Annotated in this window: 14 protein-coding genes and 2 pseudogenes; 12 read left to right on the top strand and 4 right to left on the bottom strand. The window is 35.0% G+C overall.

What is annotated here, in order from left to right:
- A pseudogene (gene treC / locus CQZ94_RS15790) lies at positions 1-1,656 on the top strand (alpha,alpha-phosphotrehalase); the annotation flags it as partial.
- A gap of 99 nt (positions 1,657-1,755) precedes the next feature.
- Here treC and CQZ94_RS15785 read toward each other — a convergent pair.
- Positions 1,756-2,190, bottom strand: a pseudogene (locus CQZ94_RS15785) (spore germination protein); the annotation flags it as partial.
- 151 nt (positions 2,191-2,341) lie between these two features.
- On the opposite strand from CQZ94_RS15785, the gene CQZ94_RS15780 reads away from it, so the two are divergent.
- From CQZ94_RS15780 to CQZ94_RS15730, 10 genes are all read left to right on the top strand, one after another.
- Entirely contained in the window at positions 2,342-3,028 is a 687-nt protein-coding gene (locus CQZ94_RS15780; protein WP_105586197.1) for a CPBP family intramembrane glutamic endopeptidase, read from the top strand.
- Positions 3,029-3,051: 23 nt separating this feature from the next.
- Entirely contained in the window at positions 3,052-4,023 is a 972-nt protein-coding gene (locus CQZ94_RS15775) for a phosphotransferase enzyme family protein (protein WP_105586120.1), read from the top strand.
- A 159-nt stretch (positions 4,024-4,182) separates the two neighbouring features.
- On the top strand, positions 4,183-5,643 hold the full coding sequence (locus CQZ94_RS15770; protein ID WP_105586119.1) for an alanine/glycine:cation symporter family protein: 1,461 nt from the start codon (positions 4,183-4,185) through the stop codon (positions 5,641-5,643).
- A gap of 60 nt (positions 5,644-5,703) precedes the next feature.
- Positions 5,704-6,507 (top strand): amino acid ABC transporter ATP-binding protein, encoded by an 804-nt coding sequence (locus CQZ94_RS15760; RefSeq protein WP_105586118.1) that lies wholly within the window; start codon positions 5,704-5,706, stop codon positions 6,505-6,507.
- A gap of 12 nt (positions 6,508-6,519) precedes the next feature.
- Complete coding sequence (glnH, locus tag CQZ94_RS15755) at positions 6,520-7,350, top strand: glutamine ABC transporter substrate-binding protein GlnH (RefSeq protein WP_105586117.1); 831 nt, start codon at positions 6,520-6,522, stop codon at positions 7,348-7,350.
- 129 nt (positions 7,351-7,479) lie between these two features.
- Positions 7,480-8,136, top strand: coding sequence for an amino acid ABC transporter permease (locus CQZ94_RS15750; RefSeq protein WP_105586116.1), 657 nt, complete (start codon positions 7,480-7,482; stop codon positions 8,134-8,136).
- Positions 8,137-8,781 carry an amino acid ABC transporter permease gene (locus CQZ94_RS15745; protein WP_105586115.1) on the top strand — a complete coding sequence of 215 codons (645 nt, stop codon included), beginning with the start codon at positions 8,137-8,139 and terminating at the stop codon, positions 8,779-8,781.
- 203 nt (positions 8,782-8,984) lie between these two features.
- Positions 8,985-10,403, top strand: a complete 1,419-nt coding sequence (locus CQZ94_RS15740; RefSeq protein ID WP_105586114.1) for an amino acid permease — start codon at positions 8,985-8,987, stop codon at positions 10,401-10,403.
- Positions 10,387-10,764 carry an OsmC family protein gene (locus CQZ94_RS15735; RefSeq protein WP_105586113.1) on the top strand — a complete coding sequence of 126 codons (378 nt, stop codon included), beginning with the start codon at positions 10,387-10,389 and terminating at the stop codon, positions 10,762-10,764. The genes CQZ94_RS15740 and CQZ94_RS15735 overlap by 17 nt, the downstream gene beginning before the upstream one ends.
- A gap of 62 nt (positions 10,765-10,826) precedes the next feature.
- Positions 10,827-11,261, top strand: coding sequence for an HIT family protein (locus CQZ94_RS15730; protein ID WP_105586112.1), 435 nt, complete (start codon positions 10,827-10,829; stop codon positions 11,259-11,261).
- A 21-nt stretch (positions 11,262-11,282) separates the two neighbouring features.
- On the opposite strand, the gene CQZ94_RS15725 is transcribed toward CQZ94_RS15730, so the two are convergent.
- Positions 11,283-12,224 (bottom strand): helix-turn-helix transcriptional regulator, encoded by a 942-nt coding sequence (locus tag CQZ94_RS15725; RefSeq protein WP_105586111.1) that lies wholly within the window; start codon positions 12,222-12,224, stop codon positions 11,283-11,285.
- A 108-nt stretch (positions 12,225-12,332) separates the two neighbouring features.
- Here CQZ94_RS15725 and CQZ94_RS15720 point away from each other — a divergent pair, with 108 nt between their 5' ends.
- A complete protein-coding gene (locus CQZ94_RS15720; protein ID WP_105586110.1) occupies positions 12,333-12,857 on the top strand; it encodes a dihydrofolate reductase family protein in 525 nt (174 codons plus the stop codon).
- 39 nt (positions 12,858-12,896) lie between these two features.
- Here CQZ94_RS15720 and CQZ94_RS15715 read toward each other — a convergent pair whose 3' ends face one another.
- Together CQZ94_RS15715 and CQZ94_RS15710 are read right to left on the bottom strand one after the other, a co-directional pair.
- A complete protein-coding gene (locus CQZ94_RS15715) occupies positions 12,897-14,267 on the bottom strand; it encodes a sensor histidine kinase (protein WP_105586109.1) in 1,371 nt (456 codons plus the stop codon).
- An 11-nt stretch (positions 14,268-14,278) separates the two neighbouring features.
- Positions 14,279-15,007 (bottom strand): response regulator transcription factor, encoded by a 729-nt coding sequence (locus CQZ94_RS15710; RefSeq protein ID WP_105586196.1) that lies wholly within the window; start codon positions 15,005-15,007, stop codon positions 14,279-14,281.
- Positions 15,008-15,123 lie beyond the last annotated feature (116 nt).

Raw genomic sequence — 15,123 nt, 5'->3', positions numbered from 1 at the left:
ATGAAGGATTGGCATAAAAGTGTAGTCTATCAAATTTATCCGAAGAGCTTTAATAGTTACTACAATAAAGAAACCGGTGATATAAAAGGAGTTACAGAGAAGTTAGATTATTTAAAGGAACTCGGAGTGGATTATATTTGGTTAACACCGATATACGAATCACCACAAAATGATAATGGTTATGATGTCAGTGATTATTATCGTATAGACCCATCTTACGGAACGATGGAAGAGTTTGAAGAGCTTTTAGAAGAAGCGAAAGCACGTGATATTGAGATTATGCTCGATATTGTTGTAAACCATAGTTCTACGGAGCATAAATGGTTTAAAGAGGCGAGCAAAGACAAAAATAGTCCGTATCGTGAGTATTATATTTGGCGTGATGAAAAAAATAACTGGCAGTCTAAGTTTGGTGGATCTGCTTGGAAATATGATGAAAAGACAGATCAATATTTTTTACATCTATTTGACGAGACACAAGCTGATTTAAATTGGGAAAATGAAAAGCTTCGTGAAGAAGTGTATGATATGATGCGCTTTTGGCTTGATAAAGGGGTAACTGGATTCCGCCTTGATGTTATTAACTTAATTTCAAAAGACCAACGTTTCTTAAGCGATGACGGAAGTACTGCGACAAATGATGGACGTAAATATTATACAGACGGTCCACGCGTCCATGAATATTTACAAGAGATGAATCGAAATGTGTTTGAAGGGAAAGAGGTAATTACAGTTGGAGAAATGTCATCTACGACAATTGATAATTGTATTAAATATTCGAACCCTGAGCGCAATGAACTAAGTATGACGTTTAGTTTCCATCATTTGAAGGTAGATTATCCGAATGGTGATAAGTGGACGAAAGCAGATTTTGATTTTATTAAATTAAAAGAAATTATGTCTAATTGGCAAATCGAAATGCAAAAGGGCGGAGGGTGGAATGCTTTATTTTGGTGTAATCATGACCAGCCTCGTATTGTTTCACGGTTTGGTGATGATGAGAAGTACCGAAATGAATCTGCTAAAATGTTAGCGACAGCTATGCATATGTTGCAAGGGACGCCTTATATTTACCAAGGGGAAGAAATTGGTATGACGAATCCTAACTTCCATTCTATCGAGCAATATCGTGATGTAGAATCGTTAAATATATACGATATAAAAAAAGAAGAAGGCTTATCAAAAGAAGAAATTATAGAGATTTTAAAACAAAAATCTCGTGATAATTCACGTACTCCGATGCAGTGGAATGAAGAGGTGAATAGTGGTTTTACAACAAGTACACCTTGGATTGCAGTGGCTGAAAACTTTAAAGAAATAAACGTGGAAAAAGCATTAGAAAATGATGGATCTGTATTTTATCATTATAAAAAGTTAATTGAACTTAGAAAAACGTATGATGTAATTACAAAAGGGAAATATGCTGTTTTAGATGGAAATGACCCTAAGATTTGGGCATATACACGTACTGTAGACAATGAAGTATTACTTGTTGTAAATAACTTCTATGGAGAAGAGATTGCTTACTCTGTACCAGAAGATGTTCAATTAGATGAGATGAAGCAAGAAGTTTTATTATCAAATTATAAAGATTCGAGTACGGATATAAACAATCTTATATTAAGACCGTATGAGTCGATTGTATATCGATATACAACCTTTTACTTTAAGACACCGCTATACAAAATATCCACTTCTACTTCAGGTTTAAACTTCACTTTTGCATAATCTTTATTCCAATTAATAAATTTCCTAGAAACCAGTATGTGGTCCGCGTACAATCCCTTCATTATCAGGCTCTGTTATAGCTCTCTTTAAAGATAATGCTGTTTCAAAAATACAAAAGCTTTCGACATGCTCATGAAAATATAACGATTTACTTTGTAATAAAAGTTGCACACCATAATTTAAATTCGTTTCTTTTTTCATATTCAATGTAGAAAAAGCTTTATCTAAAGCCAAATCTAATCGAGTTAATAAAGGCTCAAGGGCCAACTGATGAATTAAATTTGGGTCTGCTAAAGATTCGATATATAAGATCGTTCCTTTTCCGTTTTGAAAAGGGAGATCTAATTTTTTTTTATCATCAGAATGGCAGAGCTTGTTATCAATGTAATTTATGTTTTCGGGAAGTGATGGAAACATATGCTTCTTGTTATTGTTTTTTTGTGTATCTTCTTTCTCTGTCATAATTTCCACCTCTTTTAGAATAAAGTTACTTCTGTTAATTTTTGTTTTTTGTGAGAAAATTATGCTTGGGTTCTTTGGAAAAAAGGGGCTTGAAAGTTACGTTACGTCATCTTTTATACTTAAGGAAATAAGGAGTAGAGGGATGGTGTATATGACTTTGAAATATATGTGGGGATGGAAAGAAATTTTATATTTATTTGTTTTCGTATTTCTGATTGTACCAGTAATGATTGAATCTCTTTTTTATGATTATGCTTTAAAAATAATAGGGAACTCATTATATGCTGGAGTATTAATGGGGCTTATAATGGCAGTGATATTTACGTTTGTAGTTTATCTTTTTTGCATAAAAAGATATAAACTGTCGTGGAAAGATATTGGAATTCGGAAGCTTTCATGGAAAGATTTCTTGTGGACATTTGTAGCGGTTATTTCTTTGATTGTAGTTAGTATTGGTGTATTAATGATAATGGAGAAAATGGGTATTTCCTTTGAAAATAGTAAAACGGATACGGTCCAAAATGATAAATCAATATATTCATTTTGTATCGCGGTAATTGGAGCGGCGGTTATATCACCAATATATGAAGAGATTTTATATCGAGGTGTTTTTTATACGTTTTTTCGAGATAGATATGGCATATGGGGCGGTGTGCTTATAAGTTCAATAATATTTACAGTTGTTCATATTCCCACATATAACACATTACCGGTGAATTTTTTAAGTGGAGTAGCATTCGCATGGTTATATGAGAAAACAAATTCTATTTTATCAGCTATGGTTGCCCACGCATTATTCAATTTCATAGCAGTACTTCTCACATTTATGTCGAATTAAGAAGATATATAGGAGGGATACATATGGAAATAGCTGTAGAACGAGTTTTTACGAAAGAGATTTTAACAAGAGCAGCAAGTTTGTTTCATGTAACAGTGGAAGAAAAGCCACTTGGTGATTTTGAAAATTATATTTTTAAGGCGAAGGATAAAAATGATGAAGATTACGTATTACGTTTAACGCATTCTTCTCATCGTTCTAAAAAAGAGGTAGAGACTGAACTAGATTTTTTACGATATGTTGCGGAGCATGGGGCGAAAGTAGCAGGACCTCGTAATTCAATATCTCAAAATCTTGTAGAAGAAATTGGAGCGGAAGATGGCACTTTCTTTTTTGCGTCTTTATTTACATATGCAAAAGGTGAGCAAGTAAAAGGAGAAGAATCGCCTTATTGGGGAGATGCTTACTTTGAAGCGTGGGGAAAAGCGATTGGACAACTGCATCGCCTTACAATGAATTACCCTAAAACAGACTACCGTGATACGTGGGAAGAAGACGAGAGTGCAATTGTTAATGAATTAGAAGATGAGAAAGTGAAAGAAATTGCTAGTATATTAATGAGTCAGATAAAGGTGCTACCGGTAGAGAGAGGGACATTTGGTCTTATGCATGGTGATATTCATCCAGGTAACTTTCATTATGATGGTAAGGAATTAACGATTTTTGATTTTGATGATGCGACTTATAATTACTTTATACATGATTTAGCAATGGTTCTTTATTACTCTGTTCTTTTTACAACGTGGACTGTAGAGGGAAAAACAGTATTTGCTCTTAAACAGCTACAAGTATTACGAAAAGGCTATGAATCTGAGCATAAATTAGTAGAGAGCTGGTACGAATCATTACCATTATTTTTACGACTTCGTGATATCGGTTTGTATGGTACTCTTCAAAAGAAATTTAAGGGGAAAGATATGCCAGAGGATTTTCAAAAGTTATCAGATGAATTGTATGAAAGAATTATAAAGCAAGAGGCAATAGTGAATATATAATACAGGTATAAGAGAACAAAGTATATAAAATATATATATACTTTGTTTTTTTATACAAAAATATGTTTGTTTTATTAAAATAATATTGTCATAGATTCGGTATACACTTATAATTTTTATATATTCTGAAAATTCTTTACAAAAGGAGGTAGAGGAGTATTGGAAGCTATCGTAAGTTGGATAAATAATATTGTTTGGAGTCCCGCACTTGTCTATTTATGTTTAGGAGTAGGTCTATATTTTTCCATTCGAACGAGGTTTTTACAAGTAAGACATGTAGGAGAAATGGTGAAGCTTACATTTAAGGGGGAGAAATCTGATGCTGGTGTTTCTTCGTTCCAGGCGTTAGCACTTTCTTTATCAGGACGTGTTGGGACAGGGAATATAGCTGGGGTAGCCACAGCGGTTGCATTCGGTGGGCCAGGAGCTGTATTTTGGATGTGGGCAGTAGCCTTTTTAGGAGCAGGATCGGCTTATGTAGAATCTACATTAGCACAAATATATAAGACGAAACATCAAGGACAGTTTCGCGGTGGACCTGCTTATTACATTGAAAAAGGACTAGGTGTTAAATGGTACGCATTAGTGTTCGTCGCAGCAACGATTCTTGCGACGGGGATGCTGCTTCCAGGTGTTCAGGCAAATAGTATTGCTGTAAGTTTAGAAACAGCTTTTGGCATTAATACTTCTGTATCAGGAGCGGTATTAGTAGCGGCATTAGCACTTATTATTTTTGGAGGAGTTAAGCGAATTGTTAACGTAGCGCAAGTTGTAGTACCGTTTATGGCGCTTGGTTATATTTTAGTAGCTTGTGTAATTGTAGGTATGAATATTGAAAAATTACCAGATGCTTTTATGTTAATTTTAAAAAGTGCATTTGCATTAGAAGCTGCTTTTGGCGGGATTATCGGTTTAGCAATTTCTTGGGGTGTAAAACGTGGTATTTATTCAAATGAAGCAGGGCAAGGAACTGGGGCCCATGCAGCAGCAGCTGCTGAAGTATCGCATCCAGCTAAACAAGGGTTAGTACAAGCCTTTTCCGTTTACATTGATACATTATTTGTTTGTTCAGCAACAGCATTTATGATGATTATTACAGGGATGTATAACGTATTTGATGCAAGCGGAAAAAACTTTATCGTCAATAAATTAAATGGTGCACAGCCAGGTCCTGGTTATACACAGGCAGCAGTAGAGTCTGTTTTCCCTGGATTTGGAAACGGTTTCGTGGCAATCTCTCTACTATTCTTCGCATTCACAACAATTATGGCGTATTACTACATTGCAGAAACGAATATAGCTTACTTAAACCGTGATAAAGACCGCCCTTGGATGTCTATCGTACTAAAGTTTGTATTCTTAGGAGTTGTATTCTACGGTTGTGTAAAAACAGCAGCAACAGCATGGGCTTTAGGAGATATTGGTGTAGGAATTATGGCATGGGTTAACATTATTGCGATTTTATTATTACAAAAACCGGCATTGATCGCATTAAAGGATTACGAAAAGCAGAAAAAAGAAGGAAAAGATCCAGTATTCGATCCGCAGTCGTTAGGAATTAAAAATGCAGATTTCTGGGAGCATGAATACGGGAAAGATAAAAAAGAAGAAGTATCTTAATAGAATAGGAATGAGAGAGCAAAGGGAAATCCCTTTGTTTTTTTTATGGACAAAATGTAGATGAAAGTTATTTTTTCGCCTATTTTTGAATATAAAAAGAATGTACATGCTTTGTTAGGGGAAGGAGGGAGTATGTTGATTGAGTTTCGTAAAGTTAATAAATATTACGGTAACTTTCAAGTTTTGAAAAATATTAATGTACAAGTGAAAAAAGGTGAAGTGGTAGTAGTTGTTGGCCCTTCGGGATCAGGAAAAAGCACGTTGCTTCGGTGTATAAATCAATTGGAGGCAATTACCGATGGAGAATTAATTGTACAAAATACGGAAGTACACAATGCGAAAACAAATATGAATGAATTGCGCCGAAATATTGGGATGGTCTTTCAACACTTTTATTTATACCCGCATAAAACAGTGCTTCAAAATATTACACTAGCACCGATTAAAGTAAATAAAGTTTCCAAAGAAAAAGCGGAGCAAACAGCGATGTTTTATTTAGAGAAAGTGGGAATCCCGGAGAAAGCAGGTGTATATCCGCATCAACTATCTGGTGGACAACAGCAAAGGGTAGCGATTGCTAGAGGGCTCGCGATGCAACCGGAAATTATGCTATTTGATGAGCCGACGTCTGCTCTTGATCCAGAGTTGATTGGGGAAGTGCTTGATGTTATGAAAGCGCTGGCTAAAGAAGGCATGACGATGGTTGTCGTCACACACGAGATGGGATTTGCACGTGAGGTAGCAGATAGGATTTTATTTATGGATGATGGTCAAATTATTGAAGATACAACACCAGTACAATTTTTTGCAAATCCTGAACAAGAAAGAGCTCGTCTATTTTTAAGCCGAGTGTTAAATCATTAAAGGAGGAATTTCATGCTTAAAATGAAAAAGCTGTTTACTTTAATTGTATTTTCATGCTTATTCGTGCTTGTTGTCGCTGGATGTGGAAGTAAAAAAGACGAGGCGAAAGAAACAAATACGAAACAAGGCGGAGTTGTTGAACAAATTAAGAAGCGCGGGAAATTAGTAGTCGGGGTGAAAAATGATACGAATTTATTTGGATTAAAAAATCCTTCAACAGGGCAGGTAGAAGGATTCGATATTGATATCGCGAAGGCGCTTGCGAAGAAAATTCTTGGTGATGAAAAGAAACTAGAGCTGAAAGAAGTAACGTCTAAAACACGTATTCCAATGCTGAAAAATGGTGATATTGATGCCATTATTGCGACAATGACAATTACGGAAGAGCGTAAAAAAGAAGTGGATTTTTCAGATGTATATTTTAAAGCGGGTCAATCGTTACTTGTGAAAAAAGGAAGTAATATTAAAAATATTGATGATGTGAAACAAGGCGTTAAAGTATTGGCTGTAAAAGGCTCAACGTCTACAAATAACATCCGTCAAAAATCACCAGAAGCAACAGTATTAGAGTTTGAGAATTATAGTGAGGCATTTACAGCGTTGAAAGCTGGTAAAGGTGATGTTTTAACGACAGATAATGCGATTCTTTATGGAATGGCAAAACAAGATTCTAATTATGAAGTTGTAGGGAAAATTTTCACGGATGAACCGTATGGAATTGCAGTGCAAAAAGGTGCAGAAGATTTAACGAAAGAGATTAATAGTTTATTAAAAGATATGAAAGCGAATGGGGAATACGATAAATTGTATGGAAAATGGATCGGTCAAAAGCAAGAAAAATAAGGTGAAACTTTAATCAGTGGGGAAGGGTTATCTCTAATGATAATTAGCCTATACCAATTGGAATAAATAGTAAGAGTGAGAGGGTGAGGGATGCTCATCCTCTTCTTATAAAGAAAGAGGGGAGAATATGTGCCTGACTTTTCTATTTTGACGAATAATATTGATATGTATTTAGAAGGATTTAAATATACGGTAATGTCTAGTGTAGTTGCGCTAATAGGAAGTTTTGTTTTAGGAATTATTATGGCAGTGATGCGAATTTCACCTATTCGTATTTTGAATTGGATTGGCTCTGCCTATGTAGAGTTTGTTAGAAATATTCCACTCGTATTAATTGCATTCATTCTCTATTTTGCTTTGCCTGTAATAGGAATTACTTTCAACGGTTTTGTAGCAGGGACAGTTGCGCTTACAGTTTATACGGCGGCTTTTATTGCGGAAGTAATTCGTGCTGGTATTTTATCAGTCGCGAAAGGTCAAATGGAAGCAGCGCGTTCTTCAGGATTAACTTATACGCAAGCGATGTATCATGTCGTTTTACCTCAAGCAATGAAAATCGTCATTCCTCCTCTAGGAAATCAATTTCTCAATTTAGTAAAAAACTCTTCAATACTCGGAATTATTGCTGGAGCGGATTTAATGTATCAAGGAGACTTAATTTCAACGAAGACATTCGTTACGTTTGATGTATATATATTTGTCGGGATGTTTTATTTAGTATTAACAATTCCGCTAAGTATGCTAGTGCGTTATTTGGAAAGACGCTTGGCAAAGGAGGGGGTGTAAATGGATTTTCAAGGTGCTATTACAGGAGATCATATACTCTTTTTATTAAAAGGATTGCTTATCACGCTAGAAGTCGCTCTTGTAGCGATTGTACTTAGTTTTATTATCGGTAGTGTAATAGGAACTTTGCGCTATACAAAAATACCCGTCATCTCACCAATACTAGGCTTTATCGTTGAAGTTATTCGAAATTTACCACTTCTTTTAATTATATTTTTTACGTATTTTGCACTTCCAGAGGCAGGTTTGAAGTTAGAAATTATAACAGCCGCAATTGTTGCTTTAACGATATTTGAAGCAGCGATGATATCTGAAATTGTTAGAAGTGGCTTATTATCTATCGAAAGAGGACAAATTGAAGCGGCGCGCTCTTCAGGATTAACATATGTCCAAACGCTTTGGCACATTATTTTACCGCAAGCACTTAGAAGAATGGTTCCTCCGCTTGTTAGTCAATTTATTTCATTGTTAAAGGATACGTCATTAGCGGTTGTTATATCATTGCCAGAGCTTATGCATAATGCTCAAATTATTAGCGGGCAGAATGTAAATTATATGATTCCGACATTTATACTAGTAGCTTGTATGTATTTCGTTGTAAACTACGGTTTATCAATTTTATCTAGAAGATTAGAAACACGTTAACTCTTACAATAAATGTAAGAGTTTTTCCCTTATAAATCCTTTTTTACCTCAAATTAGTATTGCAAGCTCTTAATAATTGGATTTTTATATTATTTTATCAGAAAAGTTTTAATTTTATATAGAAATTGTAACCGCTTTCGTGTATATTTTTATTATCAGAAAATTTTAACAAGATATAGGGGTACTTGTAGGGGAGGATTAAGATGCAGCAAACAACGAATGAGAAATTACATCGTACGATGAAGAGTAGACATTTATTTATGATCGCACTAGGTGGGGTAATCGGAACTGGTTTTTTTCTAGGTTCAGGTTACACCATTAATCAGGCTGGACCAGGGGGAGCCATCCTTTCATATTTAGTGGGCGGATTTATTATGTATTTAACAATGCTTTGTCTTGGAGAGCTAACGGTAGCAATGCCAGTCTCAGGATCTTTCCAAAAGTATGCGACGAAGTTTATTGGACCAGGAACTGGATTTATGATCGGCTGGCTATACTGGATTGGATGGGCAGTAACAGTAGGATTAGAATTAACATCGATCGGTTTAATGATGAAAAGATGGTTTCCGAATGTGGATGTTTGGGTATGGTGTTTCGTATTCGGGGTTATTTTATATGCTTCAAATGCAATATCAGCGAAGAGTTATGCTGAATTAGAGTTTTGGTTCTCTAGTATTAAAGTAGTTACAATTATTGCATTCATTCTACTTGGTGGTAGCGCATTACTAGGATTTTTACCATACGACGGAAAAGAAGCAGCGCCTCTTTTCTCTAACTTTGTAAGTGATGGTGGGCTATTCCCAAATGGACTAGCTGCAGTGCTTCTTACGATGATTACAGTTAACTTTTCCTTCCAAGGAACAGAGTTAATCGGGATTGCAGCAGGAGAGAGTCAGAATCCTGAAAAAACAATTCCACGCGCAATTCGTAATACAGTATGGCGCATTATGTTATTCTTCATTTTAACAATGACAATTTTAGTAGGGTTAATTTCTTGGAAAGAAGCAGGGATAATTGAAAGTCCATTCGTAGTTGTATTTGATAAAATCGGTATTCCATATGCAGCTGATATTATGAACTTCGTTATTATTACAGCTCTTCTATCTGTAGCGAACTCAGGGTTATATGCAGCAACGCGTATACTATGGTCACTTGCAAATGAAGGAATGGCACCAACTTCTTTCAAGAAGGTAAATAAACGTGGTATTCCAATTACAGCGCTAGTCGTAACGATTGCTGTTGCGGCGTTATCCTTATTAACAAGCTTCCTTGCAGAAGATACAGTATATATGTACTTATTATCTATAGCTGGTTTATCTGCTGTTTCAAGTTGGATCATTATTGCTTTATCACAACTTCGCTTTAGAAGTCAGTATTTAAAAGGCGGAGGAAAATTAGAGGACTTAAAGTATAGAACACCACTATACCCGCTTGTTCCAATTTTAGCTTTAATTACAAATAGCATCGTTGTTATTAGTTTAGCGTTTATTCCAGAACAACGAATGGCGTTATATTGTGGTATTCCATTTATCATTTTCTGCTACATATATTATTATATGAGTAAGAAACGGAAGAAACCGATGAAAGTGGAGATGGAAGCGAAGTATGAAAATAAAAATTAAGCATGACAATATTCAAGCAGATTTATCGTACGACAAGTTGATAATCGGGAAAGAAAATGGATATTCACCGTTAGAATTACTCGTTTCTTCTATTGCAGGATGTAGTGCAATTGTTTTTCGAACGATTTTAGAAAAGAAACGTATTACATACGATACGTTTACAATTGAAGCTGAAATTGGTAGAAGTGAAGCTTTATCAAAACCAGTTGAAAGTGTTCATTTGCACTATAAAATAAAAGCACAAGGTATTACTGAGGAACAGTTAGACAAAGCACTGCAACTTGCGGTGAAAAATTGCACAATTGTTCAATCTGTAAAGGATAGTATAAAAGTTACAGAAACAATTGAATTAGTAAAGTGAAACATAAAAACGTGATAATAGGGCGCTCACGTTTTTATGTTTTTGGCAGAGGGGGAAGCCTGATGGGATGTTTAGGTTGTAAATTAGCAAATGAAGAAGAAATTATATATAAAGTGTATGAAGATGATTATGTAACTTGTTTTTTAGATCATGCACCTTTCTATGCAGGACATACTTTAATCGTTCCAAAGCAGCATGTTGTAGAAGTGGACGAATTAGATGATTGTGTAGCAAAAGCAATTATGGATGCTTCTAAAATTGTTTCAAAGGCTATTAAATTACTGTATAAACCAGATGGAATTACAATTTGTCAAAATGGTGGAATCTTTAATGAATTAACGCATTATCACATGCATGTTGTACCGAGATATAAAGAGCGTTCGTTTGCTGAGTTTTATACGGTACAACCGGGAGAGAAGCAGAGTCATAACTTTGAAGAAACAAAGATATTGTTAAAAGAAGCGATAGAGAAAATACTGCATACTGAAAAGGCGTAAGAAGGATTTTCTTACGCCTTTTTAGTCTCCATACATATTTAAAATGTCTTTCGCACGTGCACGTAAACCATCTATTAATTCTTTCGGTTCTAAAACTTGTGCATCTTTTCCAAGTCTATAAAATAAAGGGATAATAAAATTGATTTCTCCTTTATCAATTGTTGAATTTATACATCCTGTCCCATCTTCGTGTACTACAACGAACTCTTCAAGGTAAGGAACGCTTTTACATTGGCGCACGCCTTCTGCCGTTAGTAAAACATGTAACTGAGTAGGAATGTTTACTACGTTAGAGTTAGAGGCAAACCATTCTTCTAAATTTATGAATGTATCTTCATTTTCTTCCGTTGATAATATAGAAAGAATACGATCGACGCGATACAGTAATACCTTTTTTCTACTAAAGTCATAGGATGGCAAATACCATAAACCATCGTGGGCATATACACCGATAGGATGAACATGTTTTGTTTTTATTCCAAATTTAGATTCGTATTGAAAGTGTAAAATTTTATTTTCAATAGCCGCGGTTAACACTTCTTTTAAAAGTGGTGTATCAATTGCTCTCTTCGGATTCCAAAAAGCGATATAAGAACGTATTTTATCAACTTTAGCTTTCGCATCATTTTGTAGAGAGCCATATAGTTTATGAGTAACAGAATTGATTTCTGTATTAAAAGGCAAGTTACGATAGTAGCTTAAAGATTGGAAAGCAAAAAAGATGGAGACCGCTTCTTCTTCGGTAAATAAAATAGGAGGAATCACTTTATTTGTTAATACTTTATATCCTCCGTTTCGTCCTTGTTCAGCATAAATGGGTAAACCCATATCGCTTAAATCTAAAATATATCTATGGACCGTACGAACGGATATATTGAATTCATCTGATATTTCCTGGGCTGTAAATGTTTTTTTCGCAGAAACAAATATAAGAATATCTAATAAACGTTTTGCTTTTGACAAGGATATCACCTTTTTCTTTTTTTAACATGACATGAATTGTCATGTTTTACGGTTAGTATAGTGCGTATAAGATGATTTTATCAATAGAAGCTGTAAGGAGGAAAAGATATGTCACGTGAAATTGTTTTATTTATTGCAGCGAGCTTAGATGGATTTATTGCGAAAGAAGACGATGATTTAGAGTGGTTAATCGAAACAGAAGGAGAAGGCGACAACGGTTATACAGAGATGTACGAATCGATTGATACGATAATCATGGGAAAGAGAACGTATGATTATGTGATAGAGCATATGGAACCATTCCCGTACCTAGATAAGAAATGTTATGTTTTTTCTAATTCTGAAAAAGGTTCAAACGAACATGTAGAGTTTGTAAATGGGGATGTAGTGGAGTTTACAAAAAAGTTAAAAGAGCAGGAAGGATCTAAAATATGGATGGTCGGTGGAGGGAGTCTACTGAGAGGATTTTTTAGGAATAATCTAATTGATGAATATGTTGTTACGATTACACCTCACATATTAGGTTCTGGTATTCCGCTATTTAAAGAAAAGAATCCGGAAATTAATTTAACTTTGACGGATACAAAACGTTTTGGTCAGTTTGTAAATCTATATTATAAAGTAAAGTCCTAAAGGATAAGAAAACACGACTATTGATGTATAGTCGTGTTTTTATATAGACGGCAATGAAATTGTAAAGCAAGATCCATGATCAATTTCACTTGTGACAGTAATATTTCCGCCGTGTAGTTCTACAATTTCTTTTACGATGGAGAGCCCTAAACCAGTGCCTCCTGTAGCTCTGGAGCGCGCTTTATCAATACGGTAAAAGCGGTCGAAAATGTGAGGGAGGTCTTCAAGGGGAATACCTTCTCCTTCGTCCTCAACTTTGATGGAAATACGTTTATGTTCTTCTGTAACAGAAATATTAATATGAGAATGTTCTTTTGAATGTCTATAAGCGTTATTTAAAATGTTCACTACAACTTGTTCGAATCGCTGTTCATCCAAGTTTACTAACAGTGAAGGAGGACAAGTGAAAGAAACTTTAATGTGTCTTTCCTTATACATCGCGTTTACTTTTTCGGTCATGCGAGTAAGGAAGGTGTGTAAATGCACTTCCTTTACTTGAATGAAAAAGTTATGCTTTTCCATTTGAGCGAGTGAAAATAAATCTTGAACTAAGTTTGTAATATAATCAGACTCGTCTTTTATAATGGATAAGTATTGTAAACGTTGCTCAGGAGGTGTGCTTTCTTTTAATGCAATGTCAGCATAACCTCTTACGTACGTTAATGGTGTTCGTAATTCGTGAGCAACACTTGCTAGAAATTCACTTCGCTCTGTTTTCATATAATGTAAATCATTTGCGAGAGTTTGAATAGATGATGCTAGTTCACCAATTTCGTCATTTCGAGTAGTTGTTAATGAAACGGATAAATCGCCCTTACTCATTTTTTCAGTCGCTTGTTTCATGTGTAACAATGGTTTTGTTAACAAACGTGATAATAGAAAGATTGTGATAGCTGTTAATAGAAAAGTAATGACTCCGGCGATAATGAATTGTCTTGTTAGCCCGTTAACCATTTCTTCGATTGATTCCGTTCCGAGAAACATATATACATAGCCTTCCGTTTTTCCTGCCACTACAATTGGACTAACTGTACATATATAATTAGATGTTTTCCAATGATTCTCTATAATTGCTCCATCATGATCTGTTCGTGTTTGCATTCTTTCAATATGTTTTCTTATAGTAGTATTTATTTCATTGGATTTAGCTAGTACATCCTTATTTGCATTTGTAATAATAACAGTGGTTTCGGCTTCGGATTCCATTAGTGCAACATGGGAGATTGTTTGCTTATCAAAATACTTTTCAAGGACATCTCGGTGACTATTTCCGCGCTTTAATAAAGCTGTCATTTCTTCATTTACTCTATTGTTTACAAGGCTATAATAGAGCAAGACAAATAGAACACTTTCGATTAAAAGTGTAACAATTAGAAAATAAAATCCGAGTTGAATAGAAATTCGCTTCATCGTTTTGCTCCTTAATATAGGTTATCGATCCATCGATAACCTACTCCGTAAACAGTTTTTAAATGGTGATCAATAGGGAAATTTACTTTTCGTAATTTATCACGTAAATTACGAATATGTGAATCAACTGTTCTATCTTCTGTATTTGTATTTAAACCCCAAATTCTTTCAATGAGCTGATCACGGCTTAATACGTAGTTCACATGACGTAAAAATAATCCGAGTAAAGAGAATTCGATTGGAGTGAGAAGAAGTTCTTCATTATAGACAGAAACGAAATGCTTGGCCTCATCCCATAAAATGCCGTGATATTGGATTTGCGTACGTTGATTTGTTCGGCGTAAAACAGCTTCAATTCTTGCGAAGAGCTCCTCTTCGTGGAATGGTTTCGTCACGTAATCATCTGCTCCAAGTTTTAACCCTTGAACGACATCTACCGTTTGATCACGAGCAGTTACCATAATGATTGGAACGTTACTAAATGATCGAATTCTTTTGCACGTTTCCCACCCATCCATCTTTGGCATCATAATATCGAGTAAAACAAATTTGAAGTTTCGATTTTCTATATGTGAAATAGCTTCTTCTCCGGATACTGCACATACGCAGTTATATCCGATTGGAGTAAGATAAAGCGTTAATAATTCAAGCATTCTCGGTTCATCGTCTACGAGTAGTATATCGATCATAGAGTACCCTCCGTATTTGTAGTCGTTACTTAAAGTGTAATGCAAAATCATGAAGAAATGGTGCAGATTATAATGCATCTGCATAATTTCTTCAGAATTGCTTGTTATTGTAAAGTTGAAATTCCATTTTAGGTAATGATATTGGCTCGAAAATGAATAATACGGAG

This window comes from Bacillus sp. MYb209 (assembly GCF_002975175.1).
GTDB lineage: Bacteria > Bacillota > Bacilli > Bacillales > Bacillaceae_G > Bacillus_A.
This window is presented reverse-complemented; position numbering and strand designations above follow the sequence as displayed.